16 protein-coding genes are annotated in these 19,746 nt (G+C 60.0%); 7 read left to right on the top strand and 9 right to left on the bottom strand.

All coding sequences use genetic code 11. From position 1 onward, the window contains the following. Nucleotides 1-106: 106 nt before the first annotated feature. Together TERRO_RS11595 and TERRO_RS11590 are read left to right on the top strand one after the other, a co-directional pair. Nucleotides 107-2,314: a DUF1800 domain-containing protein gene (locus TERRO_RS11595; RefSeq protein WP_014785848.1), complete on the top strand. Its 2,208-nt coding sequence runs from the start codon at nucleotides 107-109 to the stop codon at nucleotides 2,312-2,314. A gap of 131 nt (nucleotides 2,315-2,445) precedes the next feature. Then, nucleotides 2,446-3,690 (top strand): DUF1501 domain-containing protein, encoded by a 1,245-nt coding sequence (locus TERRO_RS11590; RefSeq protein ID WP_014785847.1) that lies wholly within the window; start codon nucleotides 2,446-2,448, stop codon nucleotides 3,688-3,690. Between the two features lie 410 nt (nucleotides 3,691-4,100). Here the strand turns inward: TERRO_RS11590 and TERRO_RS11585 are convergent, their stop codons facing one another. Continuing rightward, nucleotides 4,101-4,523, bottom strand: coding sequence for a DoxX family protein (locus TERRO_RS11585; protein ID WP_014785846.1), 423 nt, complete (start codon nucleotides 4,521-4,523; stop codon nucleotides 4,101-4,103). Nucleotides 4,524-4,575: 52 nt separating this feature from the next. Next, complete coding sequence (locus TERRO_RS11580) at nucleotides 4,576-5,541, bottom strand: alpha/beta hydrolase (protein ID WP_014785845.1); 966 nt, start codon at nucleotides 5,539-5,541, stop codon at nucleotides 4,576-4,578. An 89-nt stretch (nucleotides 5,542-5,630) separates the two neighbouring features. On the opposite strand from TERRO_RS11580, the gene TERRO_RS11575 reads away from it, so the two are divergent. From TERRO_RS11575 to carB, 3 genes are all read left to right on the top strand, one after another. Further along, entirely contained in the window at nucleotides 5,631-5,939 is a 309-nt protein-coding gene (locus TERRO_RS11575) for a Rieske (2Fe-2S) protein (protein WP_014785844.1), read from the top strand. A 111-nt stretch (nucleotides 5,940-6,050) separates the two neighbouring features. Then, nucleotides 6,051-7,190, top strand: a complete 1,140-nt coding sequence (carA, locus tag TERRO_RS11570) for a glutamine-hydrolyzing carbamoyl-phosphate synthase small subunit (RefSeq protein WP_014785843.1) — start codon at nucleotides 6,051-6,053, stop codon at nucleotides 7,188-7,190. 78 nt (nucleotides 7,191-7,268) lie between these two features. Continuing rightward, nucleotides 7,269-10,556, top strand: a complete 3,288-nt coding sequence (carB, locus tag TERRO_RS11565; RefSeq protein ID WP_014785842.1) for a carbamoyl-phosphate synthase large subunit — start codon at nucleotides 7,269-7,271, stop codon at nucleotides 10,554-10,556. Between the two features lie 72 nt (nucleotides 10,557-10,628). Here the strand turns inward: carB and TERRO_RS11560 are convergent, their stop codons facing one another. Then, complete coding sequence (locus TERRO_RS11560; RefSeq protein WP_014785841.1) at nucleotides 10,629-11,114, bottom strand: hypothetical protein; 486 nt, start codon at nucleotides 11,112-11,114, stop codon at nucleotides 10,629-10,631. A gap of 114 nt (nucleotides 11,115-11,228) precedes the next feature. On the opposite strand from TERRO_RS11560, the gene TERRO_RS11555 reads away from it, so the two are divergent. Then, nucleotides 11,229-12,308, top strand: a complete 1,080-nt coding sequence (locus tag TERRO_RS11555) for a dihydrodipicolinate synthase family protein (protein WP_014785840.1) — start codon at nucleotides 11,229-11,231, stop codon at nucleotides 12,306-12,308. A gap of 15 nt (nucleotides 12,309-12,323) precedes the next feature. On the opposite strand, the gene TERRO_RS11550 is transcribed toward TERRO_RS11555, so the two are convergent. The 6 genes from TERRO_RS11550 to TERRO_RS11525 all read right to left on the bottom strand — a co-directional run bounded on the left by TERRO_RS11550 (nucleotide 12,324) and on the right by TERRO_RS11525 (nucleotide 17,654). Next, nucleotides 12,324-13,298: a tetratricopeptide repeat protein gene (locus TERRO_RS11550; RefSeq protein WP_014785839.1), complete on the bottom strand. Its 975-nt coding sequence runs from the start codon at nucleotides 13,296-13,298 to the stop codon at nucleotides 12,324-12,326. Nucleotides 13,299-13,414: 116 nt separating this feature from the next. Next, entirely contained in the window at nucleotides 13,415-14,173 is a 759-nt protein-coding gene (locus TERRO_RS11545; protein WP_014785838.1) for an OmpA family protein, read from the bottom strand. Between the two features lie 51 nt (nucleotides 14,174-14,224). Continuing rightward, nucleotides 14,225-15,562, bottom strand: coding sequence for a PD40 domain-containing protein (locus TERRO_RS11540; protein WP_014785837.1), 1,338 nt, complete (start codon nucleotides 15,560-15,562; stop codon nucleotides 14,225-14,227). Between the two features lie 77 nt (nucleotides 15,563-15,639). Further along, the gene (locus TERRO_RS11535) at nucleotides 15,640-16,440 is read right to left on the bottom strand and encodes a TonB family protein (protein WP_014785836.1); all 801 of its coding nucleotides are present in this window, start codon (nucleotides 16,438-16,440) and stop codon (nucleotides 15,640-15,642) included. A gap of 3 nt (nucleotides 16,441-16,443) precedes the next feature. Further along, nucleotides 16,444-16,848, bottom strand: coding sequence for an ExbD/TolR family protein (locus TERRO_RS11530; RefSeq protein WP_014785835.1), 405 nt, complete (start codon nucleotides 16,846-16,848; stop codon nucleotides 16,444-16,446). A 20-nt stretch (nucleotides 16,849-16,868) separates the two neighbouring features. Beyond that, nucleotides 16,869-17,654, bottom strand: coding sequence for a MotA/TolQ/ExbB proton channel family protein (locus tag TERRO_RS11525; RefSeq protein ID WP_014785834.1), 786 nt, complete (start codon nucleotides 17,652-17,654; stop codon nucleotides 16,869-16,871). A 175-nt stretch (nucleotides 17,655-17,829) separates the two neighbouring features. Between TERRO_RS11525 and TERRO_RS11520 the strand changes: the two genes are divergently transcribed. Then, nucleotides 17,830-19,602: a DNA repair protein RecN gene (locus TERRO_RS11520; protein ID WP_014785833.1), complete on the top strand. Its 1,773-nt coding sequence runs from the start codon at nucleotides 17,830-17,832 to the stop codon at nucleotides 19,600-19,602. The last annotated feature ends 144 nt before the right edge of the window (nucleotides 19,603-19,746 follow it).

The following is a 19,746-nucleotide window of genomic DNA, read 5'->3' as shown; positions in this document are numbered from 1 at the left end:
ATAAGATCACCTCGGAATGTGTCCTGCGCAACATTGCAGAGACCGTTGTGTTCCCACTGGAGTCCGGCGGCCTCGGCCGCCCCGAATCCAGCACCCGAGGTGTTTCATGGGCATCGCTCAACACCACTTTCGTCACATTCTCGCCGCGGCACTCTGTGGCAGCTTCGTCTTCAGCGCACCCCTGAGTGCGATCGCTGCGACAAAATCTGCCTCGACGCCCGCTGCTCGTCCGCTCGACAAGGACGCGCGAGCCAATCTGCTACTGAATCGATTCACTTTCGGTCCAACGCAGGCAGATTTGGCCTCTGTACGCGCACTTGGCGTGGACAATTGGCTCGAACGGCAGCTCCAGCCGCAGTCCATAAACGACAGTGCTTTCGAGGCAAGACTCGACGTCTACCCGGCCCTCCGCATGACACAAAGCGACCGCATGCGCCGCTATCCGGAACCAGCAATGCTGCGCCAGATCGCTAAGACTGGCGTGCTTCCCAATGACCCGGAACTACGCGCCATCGTAGGCGACCAGGTCGAGTTCTACCAGATGGTTCGCGAGAACAAATCAAAGGCAGACGCCACTAAAAACGGCAACACAGACGCAACGATGATGAACGGCTCCATGCAGAATGTAGCCGCGCAAACAGCCGCGCAAGCACAGGCTCAGGCCGCCGTCGCGAACCTCGAACAGGCCACTCCTGCCATGCCCAAAGCAGCAGTTGATTCGCTGGTCTCGCTGTCGCCAAACGATCGCTACGGCCGCCTCCTCAGCATGCCGCCGGCAGACCTCATCGCGCTACGCAAAGGCGCCAAGGGCCCACTGGAAGCGAAGATCACCGATGGAATGACACCACTCCAAAAGGAAACGCTGCTCGCACTTTCCGGAACAAACCGCATGATCAACGCGGAGACGCAGGGCTCGCGTCTGCTGCGTGACATCTACTCGCAGCGACAGCTCGAGGCGGTCATGACCGACTTCTGGCTGAACCACTTCAACGTCTTCGTCGGCGCCAACGGGCAGATACCAAGTGTGCTGCCGGAGTACGAGCAGACGATCCGCGCGAACGCCCTCGGTAAGTTTGAAGACCTGCTGGTTGCAACCGCGCAAAGCCCGGCGATGCTGATGTATCTGAACAACGCCACAAGCATGGGACCGAACTCGATTGCGGCAGAGCGGGCGAAGAAGAATGCCAAGAACAAACAGGACCTTGGGCTGAATGAGAACTACGCGCGCGAAGTGATGGAACTGCACACACTAGGCGTGACGGGTGGCTACACCCAGAAGGACGTGACGGAACTCGCGAAGGTCTTCACCGGCTGGACACTCGATCGTCCCTACGATGGTGGCGCATACAACTTCAACATGAACCGGCACGAGCCGGGACCGAAGACGGTATTGGGCAAGACCATCCAGCCCACCGGAGAAGAAGAGGGCTACCAGGCGCTGCACATGCTCGCTACCAGCCCTGCCACTGCGCACTTCATCTCGACCGAGATCGCGCAACGCTTCGTCAGTGACAATCCACCGCAGGCCATGGTCGATCGCATGGCGAAGGCCTTCCTCTCGAGCAATGGCGATATCAGGCAGGTGCTTCGCGCGATGATCCATTCGCCCGAGTTCTTTACGACGACAACGGTGAACGCCAAGCTGAAGACGCCGCTGGAGTACGTCACGAGCGCAGTGCGAGCGAGTGGGGCGGATGTCTCGAATCCGTTGCCATTGATCCAGTCGCTGCAGCAGCTCGGGATGCCTCTGTACGGATGCCAGCCGCCGACCGGTTATAAGTGGGATGAAGCGACGTGGCTGTCCTCGTCTGCATTGGTTAACCGCATGAACTTCGCGTTGTCGCTCTCGACGAATCGCATCGGCGGAGCGACCGTGGACTGGATGCCCGCGCTAACAAATGGAACGCCAATGATCCGTCCAGTTTCGCTGACTACGGGATCGGGTGCGGCAGATCCAGAAGCGATCCGTAAAGAATCACTGCTGGAATCGCGGTTGTTTGAGGTACCGGTGAGCGCTCAGACTCGCACCGCGGTGATCACGCAAGGGAACGATGCCACTGCGCAGCAGGCAGCACAGCAGTTCTCCGCGAACGGCACCCGCGTCCTAACGGATGCGGAGAAGCAGGCACAGCAGCAGGATCGTCTGGACATGATGGTGGCCGGTAAGGTGAAGGGGCCTCTGCCGCAGAAGGGCATGGCACAACCACGCGGTCTGGGCGCGGCCGTGATCAAAGCAGGACCGCCTCCCGCAGATAAGCAGGCCGCCGCAATGGCTGGGCTGTTGCTTGGCTCGCCTGAGTTTCAACGGAGATAGAAATCCGCTGACCCGGGTGATCTCTATCTCCACGATGCGCCGAAATGGCGTAGCTCTGACAGAACGAAGTTTGATGGGTTGGGTTGATAGCAGTGGGTAAGTCGCCGGTCAGACCGGCGGAGGATATCGGAATGTTTTCTCGTCGGGCATTTGTTCGGGGTGGCGCGTTGGCGCTTGTCGGTACGGCAGCTGTGCCAGGCTTTCTTGTTCGCAGTGTGATGGCGGAACAGGCTACGGCGCAGGCGAATGGCAAGAAGCTTGTTGTCCTGTTTCAGCGTGGCGCCGCTGATGGCTTGAACATTGTTGTGCCCTACAAGGAAAAGAACTACTACGCGATGCGGCCGTCGATCGCGCTGCAACCGAACGAGGTGCTCGATCTGGACGGTCAGTTCGGCTTCCACCCTGCGATGGCTCCTCTACTGCCGCTCTTCAAGCAGGGACATCTTGCGGCGATCCACGCAGTGGGTTCGCCTGACACGACGCGGTCGCACTTCGACGCGCAGGACTACATGGAAAGCGGCACACCCGGCATCAAGAGCACGCAGGATGGATGGCTGAACCGCGCACTGCAGGCAGAGCGAGTCGATCCGAAGGCGATGAGTGCCTTCCGAGCCGTAGCCCTTGGTACGCAAGTTCCGCGTACTCTGCAGGGACGTCTGCCAGCAGTCGCAGTCGCGAACGTTGCGAACTTCTCAGTCGGCGGTCAGGGAGCGCAGGGTGTGGCAGCATCCGCAGCATTCCAGGCCATGTACGCGGGGACGAACGATCGCATCCTGAGCGGTGAAGGTCAGGAGACGTTCGAAGCGGTGAGGATGTTGAAGGCGACCGATCCCGCTCACTATCAGCCGGCGAACGGCGTCGTGTATCCAAACTCGCCATTTGCCAACAACCTGAAGCAGATTGCTCAGTTGATGAAGGCTAATCTTGGCGTGGAAGCAGCATTCGCGGACATCGGCGACTGGGACACACACCAGGCGCAGGGCAGCGTGAACGGCCGACTTTCCAATCGCCTGAAGGAATTCAGCGAGGCGATCGCCGCCTTCTGGAACGACATGGGGCAGGACGCGGAGCACATCACTCTGATCACCATGAGTGAGTTCGGACGCACTGCACGCCAGAATGGCACAGGTGGAACCGATCACGGACATGGCAACGTGATGTTCGTTCTGGGCGGCAGCATCAAGGGTGGCAAAGTTTACGGCCAGTGGCCAGGACTGGATGATCACCAGTTGAATGAGGGGCGCGACCTGGCCATTACGACGGATTTCCGGCAGGTGCTTGGCGAGGCGGCGTATCACGCACTGGGCACGCGTGATCTGAGTTCCGTCTTCCCAGGTGGTGCTGTGACGCCTGCGCAGTTCCTGCGTTTCGCGTAGCAGTCAGATTCGCAACACGTGTCTTTGAAAATGACGTGACATTCGGAAAGAAGGAGTAATGTATCTCATTGTGGATGGTGTACATAATTTGATTCCACCGAAAGTCCACAGCGGACAGCGCAACCTTTCAACCGTGACTGCGTCTTATCCGTTGTAGTCAGCAATACGCCGGGGTCACCCTTCTACGACCCTGGTTTCACCTATCCGCACCAAATCTTCCCACCTTTATATGTAAGGCCTCCGGAACATCGGAGGCCTTCACTTCTTGTGCACGTAAGGAGCAATTGTTTCATTTGTGTGAATCGAGTATTCCAAGAAGATCGCTGCCGGTAAGTCGCAAGAAGAGTCGTCGGTGGTCGCGTCATTGGAATCGTTCGGTCAGCCAGGAAACGCAGCCGCGACAGCGTTTGCTATTCCCAGCCGAGACGGCTGTCCAGCGAGATAGGCCCCGCGCCGAAAGCCATCACGATAAAAGAGAGGGCCATGCAGGTAAGCGGGTACTTCGAGGCGCCGTAGGAAGGGAATGTGACTTTGGCGATCGCAACGATAAGGATGAGGGTGTTCAGACCGCCGAAGAAGCGTGTGAAGAGTCCTGCAAGAAGGCAAAAGCCGCCTAGAAACTCTCCGAGCGCTGCGATGGTGCCCAGCCACGCCGGCATGCCAAGCGTGAGGACGTAGGCGTTCCAATGTTCGATGGCGGCAAAGGTGTTGTTGCCGTGAAAGCCGCCGTGGGGGATGATCTTGGTGTAACTGGCCGATACCAGCGCGCAACCCAGCACGATGCGCAGTATGAGCAGGGCAAAGGGCTGTAGACGATCAAAGAATCGGGCCATGGACGAACACCTCTTTCGTTCAGGCTATGTCGACATAGCGCGATTCTTCGTTCTATTTTGCCGAGGGCACCTGCGGTGTCAGTACCGGGATAGAGGCACCGGGCAGGTTGCTGTCCAGAAAGCGCGTCAGCGCGGCCTTCTCGGCTGCTTCATCGTGTGTCGGGACTTCCACCGTCAGCTTGGGATCGGCAGCGGTCTGATAGACAGCCTTGCGTGCGCCGTCTGCCTGGCCGACGGTGTAAAGCAGCTTTGGAGTAGTGACGTGCTTCAGACCTTCCAGCGAGAAGTTGTCGTGAAAGACGAGGCTCAGCGGAAAGAGGTGGCTGCGCGGATCGTGTGCAACGCGGGCGCGGACAGTGGGATCGGCGTTGTAGGCGATCAGGCCGCCACCGGGACCGTAGTTCTGGAGGAGCTTCACAGCCAGCGAGACGCCGGTACCACTGCCGAAGAGGATCACGTGGTCGGGTGCGATGTGGCGGGTGCTGGTGAGGTACTCCCAGGCGGATACTGCGTCGGCCTGCATGCGGTCTTCGCTGGGGTGAGGACGCTGGGCGCTGTTGCCGTAACCGCGGTAGTCGAAGGCGAGGACGTTCAGTCCGAGGTCACGCAGCATGGCAATCTGTGTGCCGTCCGCAGCATCGAGCTGGCCGTCACCACCGCGTAGGTAAAGGGCGGCAAAATTGGCCCGAGAAGAGCTGCCGGGTACGCCAATCCATTCGCCAGCAAGTTGCGGTTCGCCGGCGCCGTTAGGTCCGAAGTGAATCTTCTCCGAGACGAGGCGTGTCCCGCCATTGGCAAGTCGTGTTGGATGCAGTACAAGCTGCCACGATCCCATGTAAAAGAGCAGCCCAAGCGCGAGATAGCTGCAAAACAGCCCAAGCACGATGAAGACACCAAGCATGCGGACGAGCCAGCGCGGGTCGACGACCTCGACCGTCTTCGGAGGTGACGATTGGGCAGGGCGGGATGACGTAGCGCGAGGCTGTGACTTGGGCGAGGTCTTGGGTTGCTGGGCCATTGCAGGCTCCATGGTAGCGCGGCGGATGTTGAGGGTGCGGAGGGAGCTGTCGCTGCATCCAATCACGAAACGACAAAAGGGAGTAGGGAATGGCGCAGTGGGTTCGTTTGTGCGCGGTGGAGGAAGCGCCGCAGCCGGGAAAGGTGATGCAGCTGGAGGCCCAGGGCGTGGATGTTTGCCTGGCGAATGTGAACGGCGCTTTGAGCGCGATGGACAACTGGTGTCCTCACCGTCGTGGCCCGTTGGGTGAGGGATGGGTCGAGGGAGATCGCGTGGTCTGTCCGTGGCACGCGTGGGGCTTTGAAGTGACGACCGGCAACTGTCCGGAGGAGCATGCGCACGTCGACATTTTCCCTTTGAAAACGGAGGGCGGAGACGTGCTGGTGGACATTACATAGGTATGCCAGAGAGTGGATTCACACACTTCTCTTCAGGAAGCTTCGACTTGATGCTGTGTCATGGGGCTAACGCTGATAGAATCGATTGAATCCACTCCAGTAGGAGAGGCAATGCAAGCTATCCTCGCGCTCGAAGACGGGCGCATCTTCCGCGGTAAAGGCTTCGGCGCCCCTGCCGAATGTTCCGGGGAAGTCGTTTTCAACACTGCATTGACCGGTTATCAGGAGATCTTCACCGATCCTTCTTATGCCGGACAGATCGTTGTTCTCACCAATCCGCAGATTGGAAATTACGGCACCACGCCGAATGATGCTGAGAGCACCAAACCCTATATTGAAGGCCTGGTGACACGGGAGTTTTCTCCGGTGTCCAGCAACTGGCGCTCAACGCAGGTGACCGACGAATACCTTGAGAAGTACAACGTGCCCGTGATCGCGGAAGTCGACACGCGCGCTATCGTGCGGCATCTGCGTGCGAATGGCGTCATGCGTGGCGTTATCTCCACGAAGGTGACGGACGTTGACGTGCTCGTAGCCAAGGCTCGCGCCATTCGCAAGATGGATGGGACGGATCTCGCGTCTGTTGTGAGCACGAAGACCCCTTACGAGTTTTCAAGCGCCAGCGCCGCAAACGAAACAGGCGACAAGTTTCTGCCGGCCTCGATCAGCACGGATGGCAAGCAGATGCATGTGGTCGCGTATGACTTCGGCATCAAGCAGAACATCCTGCGTATGCTGGCTCGCGAGAACTGCCGCGTGACGGTAGTGCCTGCGAAGACCTCTGCAGCAGAAGTGCTGGCGATGAATCCTGATGGCGTCTTCTTCTCGAATGGTCCCGGAGATCCTGAGCCGCTGGATTATGCGCAGAAGAACGTGCAGGATCTGGCCGGAAAGACGCCGATGTTCGGCATCTGCCTGGGCCATCAGATTTTTGGCCTGGCACTTGGCGGCAAGACCTACAAGCTGAAGTTCGGCCACCATGGAGCGAACCACCCCATCAAGAATCTTGAGACGGGTAAGGTCGAGATCACCTCGCAGAACCACAACTATGCGGTCGATCCGGAAACACTGGACGACGCGACGGTTGCGGTGACGCACACCAACCTGAACGACGGTACGGTTGCTGGCTTGAAGCACAAAGAACATCCGATGTTCAGCGTGCAGTATCACCCCGAGGCAAGCCCCGGTCCGCACGATTCGCATTACCTGTTCAAGGACTTCCGCAAGATGATGGATGAGTGGAAGAAGTAATCAAAAGGGGCATCCTGAGGATGCCCCTTTTCATGAGAGCTTGTGTGTTTTGCCAGGCGAGTGAGAGAGAAGAGATAGATGCCACGCAGGAATGACATCGCAAAGATTCTGGTAATCGGCTCCGGTCCGATTGTCATTGGCCAGTCGGCCGAGTTCGATTACAGCGGCACCCAGGCGTGTAAGGCGCTGAAGGCTGAAGGCTACGAGGTGGTGCTGGTCAACAGCAATCCAGCGTCCATCATGACGGACCCGGAGGTCGCAGACCGCACGTACGTCGAGCCTCTGACACCGAAGTACGTGGAGGAGATTCTCCGCGTAGAGAGTGAACTTCTTAAAGAGAGCGGTCGCTCCGGTGTCTTCGCGTTGCTGCCGACAGTCGGTGGCCAGACGGCGCTGAACCTCGCTGTCGATATGGCGGATGCGGGCACGCTCGACAAGTACAACGTGGAGTTGATCGGCGCGAAGCTGGACGCGATCAAGAAGGCCGAAGACCGTCTGTTGTTCAAGGACGCGATGAACAAGATCGGCCTCGACATGCCGCGTTCCGCCCTGGTGAACAACCTGCGTGACGGCCTGGACTTTACGCAGAAGATCGGTTTCCCCGCGGTTATTCGCCCCTCCTTCACGCTGGGCGGATCGGGCGGCGGTATCGCCTACAACCGTGAAGAGCTGACGGAGATTCTGTCGCGCGGTCTGGATCTTTCTCCCGTCGGCGAGTGCCTGCTGGAAGAGTCTGTACTCGGCTGGAAGGAGTATGAGCTTGAGGTTGTGCGTGATCTAGCGGACAACGTCATCATCATCTGTTCCATTGAAAACTTCGATCCCATGGGCGTTCACACGGGCGACTCCATCACCGTTGCGCCCGCGCAGACGCTGACCGATCGTGAGTACCAGTGCATGCGCGATGCGGCCATCCGTGTCATCCGTGAGATTGGTGTGGAGACCGGCGGCAGCAATGTGCAATTCGCCGTGAATCCTGCGAACGGCCGCATGACCGTCATCGAGATGAACCCGCGCGTGTCGCGTTCGTCCGCGCTGGCTTCAAAGGCGACGGGCTTCCCGATCGCAAAGATCGCGGCTCGCCTGGCGGTTGGCTACACGCTGGATGAGTTACAGAACGACATCACGAAGGCGACGCCGGCCTGCTTTGAGCCGACAATCGACTACGTCGTCGTAAAGATTCCGAAGTGGCAGTTCGAGAAGTTTCCGGGCGCCGATGAGTCGCTTGGACCGCAGATGAAGTCGGTCGGCGAAGTGATGGCTATCGGCCGGACCTTCAAAGAAGCGATGATGAAAGCCGTCCGCTCCCTAGAGACGGGCAAGAAAGCATCGGCTGCGGACATCGAGCCGCGCCGCCTGACGCAGCGTCTGGTCACTGCGCATCCTGAGCGGTTGACCTACGTGCGTTACGCCTTTGAGCGGGGCATGACGGTGCGCGAAGTTGCGCGCCTGACCGGCATGGATCCCTGGTTCCTCTTCCAGGTGAAGCAGATCGTCGATGAGATCAAGTCGACCGCTGGCAACAGCATCGACACCATCACGGAAGACGAGCTGCGCACGGTCAAGCGCATGGGCGTCAGCGATGACATCCTTGCGGCATCGTGGGGTCTTGAAGGGAAGGACGCTGCAGCACCGGTGCGTGCATTGCGCGAGAAGATGGGCGTCATGCCCGTCTACAAGCTGGTGGACACATGCGCGGCCGAGTTCGAGAGCTACACGCCCTACCTGTACTCCAGCTACGACGAAGAGGATGAGGCGGCACCGACGGATCGCAAGAAGATCATAATCCTGGGCAGCGGACCGAACCGCATTGGCCAGGGCATTGAGTTTGATTACTGCTGCTGCCACGCGGCGTTCGCGTTGCGCGAGGATGGCTACGAGACCATCATGGTCAACTGCAATCCGGAGACAGTTTCGACCGACTATGACACCAGCGATCGTCTCTACTTTGAGCCGCTGACCTTCGAAGACGTTCTTGCGGTCTACAAGCATGAGGCTTCGGGTGGTGCAGACATCGGCATGATCGTGCAGTTCGGTGGTCAGACGCCGCTGAACCTGTCGCTGCCGCTGAAGGCGGCGGGAGTGCCCATCATCGGAACCTCGCCCGAATCAATTGAGCTTGCAGAAGATCGCAAGCGCTTCCAGAAGCTGATCGAAGACCTGAAGATCCCGCAGCCTGCGGGCGTGCTCGCAACCAGCGTCGCTGAAGCTCTTGCCGGCGCGAACAAGATCACCTATCCGGTTCTCGTGCGGCCCAGCTTCGTGTTGGGTGGACGCGCGATGGTCATCGCGTATGACGATGCAGCGATCGTGCAATACATGAACACGGCGATCGAGTATTCGCAGGAGCGGCCAGTGCTGATCGACCACTTCCTCGAAGACGCGACCGAGGTCGATGTCGACGCCCTCTGCGATGGCAAGGATGTCATCATCGCGGGCATCATGCAGCACATCGAGGAGGCCGGCATTCACTCGGGCGATTCGTCCTGTGTACTGCCGGCGGTTGATTTGACGGAAGACGTTCTCAATCAGATCCGTCGCTATACGCGGCAGCTTGCGCTGGCGCTGAACGTGATCGGCCTGTGCAACATCCAGTTCGCCATCCAGCGTGGCATCGTCTACGTCATCGAAGTGAATCCGCGTGCTTCGCGCACGGTGCCCTACGTGTCTAAGGCGACGGGCGTCCCGCTGGCGAAGATTGCATCGCGCCTGATGACGGGCCGCACGTTGAAGGAACTGCTGCCGGCGGAACTCGCAAGCGGCAAGGACCTAGGCACAGGCGACCACTACTTCGTGAAGTCGCCGGTCTTCCCGTGGGGTAAGTTCCAGGGTGTCGATCCTGTTCTCGGACCGGAGATGCGCTCGACGGGTGAAGTCATGGGTGTTGCCGAGACCTTCGGCGAGGCCTTCGCCAAGGCGCAGATCGCTGCGGGACAGAACCTGCCGACAAAGGGCACAGTCTTCCTGAGCGTGAACGATCACGACAAGGAAACGCTTGTGCCTCTGGCGAAGCAGTTTGTCGAGATGGGCTTCCACCTGGTCGCAACGCACGGCACTGCCGATGTGTTGTCGACGGCGGGCCTGCAGGTCGAGCGTGTGCATAAGGTGAAGGAAGGCCGGCCTAACGTGGTCGACTTCATCAAGGGCGAACGCATTCAACTGATCGTGAACACGCCGCGCGGACAGGATACGTTCTTCGACGAAAAGGCGATTCGCCGGGCCGCAGTGCTGGCCCGCATCCCGACGATCACCACGGTCGCAGCAGCGCGCGCTGCTGCCGAGGGTATCGCGTCACTGCAGGGCGGAAGCGTCACGGTTTACAACCTGCAGGAGCTGCATGCGTCACGAGAGACGGCGAAGGTCTAACTCGCTCGTCTCCTCAACACAACGAAAGGCCTCCGATTCGTCGGAGGCCTTTCGTGTTTCAAAGCGTTTGCATCAGTCCACGGCCGAGGTGGCAAGCCTCGCTCCGACGGAATAGCCGATAATCGAGAGTGGAATCCAGGCTCCGATGAGCACGCCGTCACCGCCCAGCATGCCGCTGTTGTGTGTGATGGAAAAGAAGGTTCGGTAAAGCCGCTCGATGAGGGTGCAGTGCTCGCAAAGACCGGGACCAGTCGGCAGATCAAGTACATAGACGCAGACGACGCCGAAGAAGAGTGCGCCGGAGATCCACACATAGCCTGCGATGCCGTCGGGATGTGTCCGCATAATGCCGTACGCTGCAAGCCCTGGAATCACGAAAGCGAGAATGGTGCACAGCATCTTCGGTGTCGCAGCATCCGGATCTACGTGTGCGCCCCAGAAGCCGGCCAGGATCGCGATGAGGACGACAACCGCAAGCAACGAGTGCAGAGCAAACCATCCAGCCTCCCGCAAGAGGTCGTTGGTGGTTTTATTGCCCCGGATTTCTACGGATTCCATCGCCTCTTACGTTAGCTGCTTCCCGGGCGCTTGCAAAGCGGAAACCGTAGTTGCGGAAGCGGTAACCGCGCCGTCACCACGACGCTCCCGCAACAGTGGCGATACCATGGGAGTATGTTGCTCGATGGAATTCATGTACCGCTGACGACGCCGTTTTACCCGGATGGCAGGCTGAACCTGCGCAAGCTGGAACACAATGTGCGGCGGCTGTCGCTGACCCCGGTGAGCGGCCTCTGCGCGCTTGGCAGCACGGGCGAGTCCGCATCATTGACCGACGAAGAACGCGCCCAGGTGTTGCGAACTGTTGGCGCCGAGGCTGCGAAAGAGAAAGTGTTGCTTGCCGGTATCGGGCTGCCCAGCGTTTTCGCATCGTTGGCGCTGGCGAAGGTCGCGGCAGAAGCTCGTTTCGATGCGGTGTTGGTGGAGGCGCCGATCGAGTATCGCAACCTGTTGTGGGAAGATGGCGAAGCGACGACGGCACTGTTCACCTACTTTGAAGCCATCGCGGATGCATCGCAATTGCCGGTGATCCTGGTGTCTGATCCAGCGCGGGTGGTGCTGCCGTCCGCTGCGATTGAACGTCTGAGCGGACATCCAAATGTCATTGGCTTGTTGGACTACTCGGCACACGTCAGCCGCGTCGTGCAGGTGCGTGAGTTGACCGCAAAGGTATCCCGCGCGGTAACCACCACCATCACCTTCACAGCTGCGACCGCTCGCATGTTGCATGTGCCGGAAGCTGCAGCAGCGGTCGGCGGCAGCTTTGTCAGCGCCGCTTCCTTGAGCGGTGCAACGGCAGGCGAAGCGGCCGTTGCGACAGCACCACCAGTGGCCGCGTTGAAGACACGTACAAAGCAGGTCGGATTCCAGGTGCTGTGGGGTGTGGCCGCAGGCGCCACCGAGGCTCTACATGCCGGTGCAGGCGGGCTGTTGATGCCAATCGCATCGGCTGTGCCGCAAGCTGCGTTTGAGGTGTGGGCTGCTTGGAAGGACGGCGACGCTTCCTTGATGAAGGAGAAACAGGGAAGGCTGGCAGTAGCGGAGCAGGGAATCGCGCCGTGGGATACGCCTGCAATCAAGGCGGGCAGTGAACTGTCAGGTTATTTTGGTGGCCGCCCAAGACTTCCGCTGCTGCCCGTCACAGGCGACCGCGCGGCGCAGATTGCAAACCTGCTGCGAGGCATGCGCTCCTAACGGGGCGGCACGGGCCTAGCGATTACGCGGGACGACCGTGATGCCGAGCGCGTTGAGCTTGCTGCGCGCAGCCACGGCCTCTTGCGAGTTGGGATAGCGCTGGATAAGGGACCGTAGTTCGCGCGCACCCGCGTCGGTCTGCTTCAGGGCCAGCAGCGACTCGCCCTTGCGTAATTGCGAGACAGGGATTTTCTGATTGCCAGGATACTGCTCAATCACCTTGTCGTAGTTCTTCGATGCGGGTGCGAAGCGGCCTGCTTTGTAGTCGATCTCGCCCAGATAGAAATACGAATTCCCAGCGAGGTTTGAGTCGGGATAGAACTTGATGACGTCGGCGAATTCAGCCGACGCCAACGAGTACTTCGCCCCGTTAAAGTCAGTGAACGCGGTCAGGTAGAGGTCTTCGACTGGTGGCGCTGAAGACTTCGTGGGCAGACCAGCGCTGGCTGATGGCACTGTATTGACGGGCGGCAAGAGCTTGGAAGTCTTGCCGGTCGGCGCGGGCATCGACGAGATGGGCGCCGGAGAATCCATGGGCGCGGGAGCCACCGGTGCGGATGAACCGCCACCATTGTCCGTTCGCGCGCCCATCGACTGCTGCGTGCTTTGTACGTCGGCGATGGCGCGGTCGATCTTGGCGAGGCGTGCCTTCAACTCATCCACAGAGTCGTTGATCGACTGCATCTGTCCGCTGACCGTCTCCAGGCTTTTTCCGGAGGCCTCTGACTGCGCATGCATCTGCCGTTGCAGCGTATCCAGGGCGAGCGCCATCTTGTTGACAGAGTCGGTGGTCTGCTGCACCAGATCCTTCATGACGCCCATGCGTTCATCGTTGGACTGCTGCAGGCGAGCCACGGCATCCTGCAACTGCTGGATCTGCGTCTGCAGTTGAATCATGTCCTTGTTGACGGCAAAGGCCGGCACGGGAGCAGAGAGCAAAACGGCGGCGACGGCGAGTGTAGCGGGCGCGAGGCGAAGGAAGCGGCGCATTGATGTCCCTCAAAACGAAGGCTGCGGCAGGCTCGCGCTTGCCGCAGGAAAAGGTTAAGAAAGTGAACGATGCCTGCGCTCGGCCCTGTTGTCAGAGCCGAACACAAGACATGTCTTTAGCGGTCGATGTTGAACTGCGCGCGGCGGTTCTGCTGCCAGCAGCTTTCATTCTGCTCGGTGCAGAACTGCTTTTCCTTACCAAACGAGATCACTCGGATGCGGTTGGTCGCAATGCCGGCGTTGACCAGTGCGGTCTTCGCTGCATTGGCGCGGTTCTCGCCCAGAGCCAGGTTGTACTCGGCCGATCCACGCTCATCGCAGTAACCGCCGATGGTGATCTTGATAGCCGGGTGCTGCGACAGGTAGCTGGCAGCCTGCGTTGCATTGGTCTGAGCATCTGCGCGCAGGTCGTAGCTGTCGTAGTCGAAGAAGACATCCTGCACCGCGGCATGGAAGGCGGCGTCGGAGCCAAGGTCATTCTGCGTGCCGAGATCAGCAGTCGGAGGCGCAGGGACACGGACGGTCACGCGAACGTTGGCTTCCGCAACACCGCCATCACCCTTCGCAACCAGGTGAAAGTTGGTGGAGTTCGATGGCGTGACATTCTGCGTGCCGCTAAGATTGACCGGACCGATGCCGTCGATGGTCACCGACGTTGCGCCAGTGGTGCGCCAGTTCAGCACGACGGACTGGCCGAGATCGATCGCCGAGGGATCGGCTGTGAGCACAGCGGTGGGCGCGATGGCGGTATCGACCGCAGCGGGTGCCGTGTAGGGTGGCGGTGCGCTTACCTTCTTGTGGCAGCCGGACAGCAGGACCATGGACGCGGCAGCGATCGTGAGCAGCGTATTGGTCCGCAGTTTGTGCAGTGTCATTCGTTTCTCCTTGCGGCCGGTGACGCCCGCTTGCGTGTAATCAAAAAAAAGTTACCGGAAGCTCCAGTTTGGCATGTCACTGCCGGTCCCTGCGAGTTTATGTTTTCCGGTGCCGTCGGCGAGCATCGTCCAGACCTCGGCACGCGCGCCAGAACCGACTGCGAAGACGATATGGCGGCCGTCCGGAGACCACGACGGGAAGTCGCAGCGACCGATGCCGTTGGTCAACTGAATCCACTTCTTGCTGGCCACGTCCATCAGGTAAATATCCTGACCGCCTGGCGCACCTGGACCGTACTTCCGGTCCCATGCAAAGGCGAGGAACTGGCCGTTAGGCGACCATGAGACGGATGTTGCATAGCCAGTGTCCGTCATGCGTTGAACGCCGGCGCCATCCGTGTCCATGATATAGACCTGCGGCAAGCCGGTGCGACCGCTTATCCACGCGAGTTGCGATCCAGTCTTCGGATTCCAAGTGGGCGAAACGTCCGGACCACGCGAGTTCGTGATGCGCCGCGCGCTGTTTCCGCTGCCGTCAGAGACGTAAATCTCCGGATCGCCTGAGCGTGAGGAAGAGTAAGCCAGTTGACCGTTGGCAGACCAGGCCGGCGACAGGTTCGTGCCGCTGCTGTCCGGGAAGGACACCATGCGGTTCAGCAGGAGCGAGAAAACTCGGATCTGAAAACCGTACTTGCCCAGCGAAGAAAAGGCTACGCGCGAGTTGTCCGGAGAGACGCGGGGCGAGATAGAGATTGTTCCCAGGTTCGTCACGGCGTGCGCGTTCGCACCGTCGTAATCCATGGCCCAGATCTCTTTGCTGCCGCCACCTGCATGCACATAGTAGATCTTGCTTTCGGCGATGCCGGGAATGCCGCCACCAAGGCGGAGGATGATCTCGTCAGCCAGCTTGTGAGCGATGGTACGCGCGCCGTTCTCGTCCGCGGCTTCGGTGTACTGCTTGCCGAGCACCTGTGGGAATTGCGCGTTGTGCGTGTCGTCGACATAGGCGCTCACGACGGCGCGGCCTGCGTTGATGCTGAAGGAACCGAAGGCGACGAAGGCGGCGTTGGTTGTGCCACCACCCCAGTCAGCGAGACGAATCTCGGCAGGTGCGCCGGGAGTCGCCTGCGGCTGCATGCTCTTCGAAACAAGATCGAAGACGCCGGCGTTGCCAAGGTCGCTGTAGAGAACGGTATCGAAGGTACGCTTCAGAGCTGCGGCGTCAGGCGTTCCTCCGCGAAAGTCAGCGGCGGCGATGCGGACGCGGTCGGCTCCGGTGTTGGTCCCAGTAAATACGTTGTCCTGCGCGTGCAGTTGCGGGGCAATGCAGCCGGCCAAGGCAAGCGACAGAAGCGCGCGACGAAGAGATTGCTGTATGCGGATCGTCATCGTTCTCTATGGTAGACGCACGCGTTTCCTATCGGCTGGTACAGGTGCCAGATTGGGTACGGTAAATCGCGCACTATCTACTGCTTGGGATCGAAATAATACTGAACGTTGATGTACTGGCCGTTATATCCATCGGGTAGCGGGCCAAAGGTGTCGATGCGCTGCAAAGCACGCAGAGCGCTCGCGTCCAGGGTGGCATCTCCGCTCGGCTTGGCAATCTGGATTTGCGATGGCGTGCCGTCTCGCTCGACGCGGAAACTGATGTAGACGCGGTGCCCGGGGGCACCGCTGTCCAGCGTTTGCGTAAACCACTGCTGCGCGACTTTCTGCGTCAGTGCGCGCACATAATATGCATAGCGCTGGCCGAAGGCCGAGTCCGCAACGTTCGTAGACGAGGTACCTGCGCGATTCTCAACGGCAGTCATGGCGACTCGCAGGCCGGCCGTCTCGCCTGTGGCGGCCTTATCAGGCTGCGGCTTTGCCGGTTGCGGGTGCTCCGGTGGCTTTGGCGAAGGTGCTTCCGCGGTCTTGGGAGGCTGCTTCTTGTCCGGCTGCTTCACGACGATGGGGATGTCGGTCGGCTTTGGCGGAGGCTCCGCAGCGGCCTTTGGAGGAGGCGGCACAGGGCTCGGGGATTCTGAGGCCAGCACGTTGTCGGTGGTCGGCTGCACCTTGGGCGGCAGCGGTACAGAGCTGACCATGGTCGCTTGCACGGCACCCGTGACATCAGCCTTGTCGCCCCAGGCATCACCAGTCTTATGGAAGACGTAGGCCGAGCCGATGATGCCGCCGATGATGATTCCATGCAGCGCCAGCGCGACCACGAAGTTCTGCTTCGTGGTGCGACCGGTTCGGGTTGGCTCCTGCACTGCCGGCATTGCTTACTTCTCGAAGGGCCTGGTGACGATGCTGATGTTGGTGATGCCCGCCTGCTTCACGGCGTCCATCACAGAGGCAAAGGCGCCGAAGGGAACCTTCTGATCTGCCCGCAGGTAGATCACCTTCTTGGACGGATCACCCTTGGAACGGAGCAGCCTGGGCAGTTCGGCGATGTTGACCGGCTTGTCCTGCAGATAAACGCGTCGCTCGTGGTCGATGGAGACAACCGTGCGCTCTTCCGTGAGCTGATTTACGGTACGCGTCTGAGGCACTGCGACCTCGATGCCCGACTGCAGCACAGGTGCGGTCAGCATGAAGATGAGCAGCAGAACGAGGACCACGTCGACCAGCGGCGTGATGTTGATCTCAGCGAGCGAGGACTGCGTCCGTCGAGTGGAGAAGGCCATGGTGTCGATCTCCTAAGGGCTTAGTTGGTCTGCATGGCGCGACGGCGCGGGTCTTCAGCGGGTGGCGGCTGCGGCGCACCTGCTGCTGCATTCTCGAGTGCGTTCAGCAGTTCACGGCTGAAGTCGTCCATGCGGGCGGCAAATTCCTTGGTGCTGGCCGAGAGCTGGTTGTACCCGACGACGGCGGGGATTGCGACGACAAGGCCGGCCGCGGTTGTGATCAGCGCTTCACTGATGCCGGGCGCGACGGCGCGGAGAGTCGCGGCGCCCTGCGTGCCGAGGCCGTGGAATGCATCGACGATACCCATCACGGTGCCGAGCAGTCCGATGAATGGCGCGACGGCAGCAATGGTCGCGAGCCATGTCAACTGGGTCTCCAGCTCGGAGAGTGCTTCGCTGGAGGCAATCTGCGCGGCGCGCTCAATCGTGATGGGGTTGCGCGGAAGGCCACGACCGCCCGTTTGGCGCTGGTACTCATCGACGATTTCCGTGAAGACAGAAACTAGAGGTGATGGTTTGTAACTGTCCGACACCGTTGCGATCTCGCTGAGTCGCGTCGACTTGCGAAAGGCACGTAGAAAGGCCTGGCTCTTCGCGCGGGCACGGCGGAAGGCGCCGGCTTTCGTCAGAATAATCGTCCACGAAAAGATCGACATCGCCAGCAGCAAGAGCAACACCGCAAGAGCGACGGGGCCGCTGTTGTGCAGCATCTCCATTAAGGCAGAGGAGTTGGCCGCAGCGGGTGGCGCGGTGGCGGCGGAGACAGGAACATCGTCTTGCAACAGGAGCGCGAGGAGAATAGCCATACCTTGTGAAAGTGTAGCGGCTCGCGGCGAATGGGGTTGATCTACGTACCTCCGAAGATTCCGGCCACGAGATCCGGGCGAGTGGCCGTGTACTTATTTTGACAATGCTGTTCCGGCAAAACCGCACCTTTCCTGTGGTGCTCCATGCTATTCTCTGCGCGAAGGTAGGGCGAAAATGCTGTTGGAGCTTCGAGCCGAAAACTACGCCGTCATCGACCACGCCGTCGCAACCTTTGGTGCTGGCCTGAACCTTCTTACGGGTGAGACGGGCGCGGGTAAATCGATCCTTGTCGACGCGCTCGCGCTGCTGATGGGCGGTCGCGCTGCCAGTGATGTGGTGCGGCATGGTGCAGAAAAAGCCGTGGTTTCCTGCGTCTTTGAAGCGACGCCGGGTGCTGAGGCGATCCTTGAGGCCAACGGTATCGATGTTGAAGGCACGGAGATCCTATTGCGCCGCGAGGTCAATATCAGCGGTAAGGGCCGTGTCTTTCTGAACAATCAGCCTGCGACGGTTGGTGTTTTGCGGCAGTTGGCACCGGAACTTGCGCTGGTGCATGCCCAGTCCGAAACCACGAATTCCTTTGATCAAACGCAGCAGCGTGGCCTGCTGGACCGTTATGCCGGCATCCAGACGGCGCTGCTGCCGGGCCGTGAGTTGTCGGGCGAATTACGGACCCGTTTGATGACGCGCAAGGGCCTTGATCCCGCGCGGGCAGGCGAAAATATCCGCACTGCATACACCATGTGGCGCGAGGCTATGGAAGAACTGAATCGTCTCAGTGGAGAAGAGCAGGAGCGGCTCCGTAACGCCGACCTTTGGAGCTTCCAACGCACCGAGATCGCCGAGGCAGAGATCCTCTCCGCGGAAGAAGACGAGCAGCTCGAGAGCGAGAAGCGTGTCCTGGCGAACGCTGAAAAGCTCTACACGGCTTCCATGAGCGCACACGAGGTTTTGTACGAGAACGAAGGTTCTGCCGAGAGCACGCTGGCCGCTGCGCAGAAGCATCTGGAAGAGCTTGCGCGCTTTGACAGCAGCTTTACCGAAGCAGCGACGCAGATCGCCAACGCTCGTGCGACTGTGGCGGACATCAGCGCGACCTCCCGTCATTACGCAGAGAACATCAATGCCTCGCCCGAACGCCTGTCGGCGATTGAGGATCGGCTGGCCGCGCTGGATCGTCTGAAGCGTAAGTATGGCCGCACCCTGGCCGAGGTCATCGCCTATGGCGAGGATGTGACCACCAAGCTTCAGGAGATCGAGAATCGCGATGTCCTGATCGCGGAAGCGAAGCAGACCCTTGCAGAGATGGAACATATCTATACGTGCGTCGCCAGCGACCTGACAGAGACGCGGACCACGGCTGCCCGCAGCCTGGAAAAGCTCGCGGAGCAGCAGATTAATGACCTTGCGATGAAGGTGCAGTTCCGTGTCGAGGTTGCTCCGCAGAAGGAGCAGAGCTTCTGGACTGCAGTGGGCTGGGACCACGTGGAATGCCTGATCGCGACGAATGCCGGCGAACCCCTGAAGCCGCTGGAAGAGATTGCGAGCGGTGGCGAGATGAGCCGCGTGATGCTGGCGCTGAAAGTTTCGGTTGAAGAGGGCGGAGCAGACCGTACGCGCCGCCGGATCCCGCTGCCGCGCACGCTGGTCTTCGATGAAATCGATATCGGTATCGGCGGGAGGGCGGCAGAGGCTGTCGGGCAGAAGCTGAAGGCGCTCGCGAGCCATCAACAGGTTCTGTGCGTCACGCATCTCCCGCAGATCGCTGCATTTGCGAATCAGCATTTCCTTGTCGAGAAGTCTGAGCGTGACGGCCGTACCCGCACCCAGATCCGGCAGATGAAGGAAGAGGAGCGGACGAGCGAGATAGCGCGCATGATCAGTGGCGCCACCGTGACGGAGACGAGTTTGCGTCACGCTGAGCAGATGTTGAAGGCTAGTAAATAGTCGCTGCTTAGGACTGGGCGAGGTCTATACTTCCTGCCAGTAAGTCAAGCGGAGGCCCCAAATGTCTCACGATCCAAAGAAATGCGCCCATCTGCCTTGCACCTGTACGGTTACGGAAGGCAAATTCTGCTCGGATCTGTGCAA

This window comes from Terriglobus roseus DSM 18391 (genome assembly GCF_000265425.1).
Taxonomy (GTDB): Bacteria; Acidobacteriota; Terriglobia; order Terriglobales; family Acidobacteriaceae; genus Terriglobus; species Terriglobus roseus.
Note: the sequence above shows the minus strand (reverse complement) of the source record. Positions and strands in the feature narration are given on the sequence as shown.

Coding starts and splice junctions, on each gene's coding strand:
- TERRO_RS11550 (WP_014785839.1), bottom strand. CDS start 13,298: ATGCGCCGCTTCCTTCGCCTCGCGCCCGCTACACTCGCCGTCGCCGCC.
- carB (WP_014785842.1), top strand. CDS start 7,269: ATGCCACGCAGGAATGACATCGCAAAGATTCTGGTAATCGGCTCCGGT.
- TERRO_RS11590 (WP_014785847.1), top strand. CDS start 2,446: ATGTTTTCTCGTCGGGCATTTGTTCGGGGTGGCGCGTTGGCGCTTGTC.
- TERRO_RS11540 (WP_014785837.1), bottom strand. CDS start 15,562: ATGACGATCCGCATACAGCAATCTCTTCGTCGCGCGCTTCTGTCGCTT.
- TERRO_RS11555 (WP_014785840.1), top strand. CDS start 11,229: ATGTTGCTCGATGGAATTCATGTACCGCTGACGACGCCGTTTTACCCG.
- carA (WP_014785843.1), top strand. CDS start 6,051: ATGCAAGCTATCCTCGCGCTCGAAGACGGGCGCATCTTCCGCGGTAAA.
- TERRO_RS11520 (WP_014785833.1), top strand. CDS start 17,830: ATGCTGTTGGAGCTTCGAGCCGAAAACTACGCCGTCATCGACCACGCC.
- TERRO_RS11545 (WP_014785838.1), bottom strand. CDS start 14,173: ATGACACTGCACAAACTGCGGACCAATACGCTGCTCACGATCGCTGCC.
- TERRO_RS11535 (WP_014785836.1), bottom strand. CDS start 16,440: ATGCCGGCAGTGCAGGAGCCAACCCGAACCGGTCGCACCACGAAGCAG.
- TERRO_RS11525 (WP_014785834.1), bottom strand. CDS start 17,654: ATGGCTATTCTCCTCGCGCTCCTGTTGCAAGACGATGTTCCTGTCTCC.
- TERRO_RS11560 (WP_014785841.1), bottom strand. CDS start 11,114: ATGGAATCCGTAGAAATCCGGGGCAATAAAACCACCAACGACCTCTTG.
- TERRO_RS11580 (WP_014785845.1), bottom strand. CDS start 5,541: ATGGCCCAGCAACCCAAGACCTCGCCCAAGTCACAGCCTCGCGCTACG.
- TERRO_RS11585 (WP_014785846.1), bottom strand. CDS start 4,523: ATGGCCCGATTCTTTGATCGTCTACAGCCCTTTGCCCTGCTCATACTG.
- TERRO_RS11530 (WP_014785835.1), bottom strand. CDS start 16,848: ATGGCCTTCTCCACTCGACGGACGCAGTCCTCGCTCGCTGAGATCAAC.
- TERRO_RS11595 (WP_014785848.1), top strand. CDS start 107: ATGGGCATCGCTCAACACCACTTTCGTCACATTCTCGCCGCGGCACTC.
- TERRO_RS11575 (WP_014785844.1), top strand. CDS start 5,631: ATGGCGCAGTGGGTTCGTTTGTGCGCGGTGGAGGAAGCGCCGCAGCCG.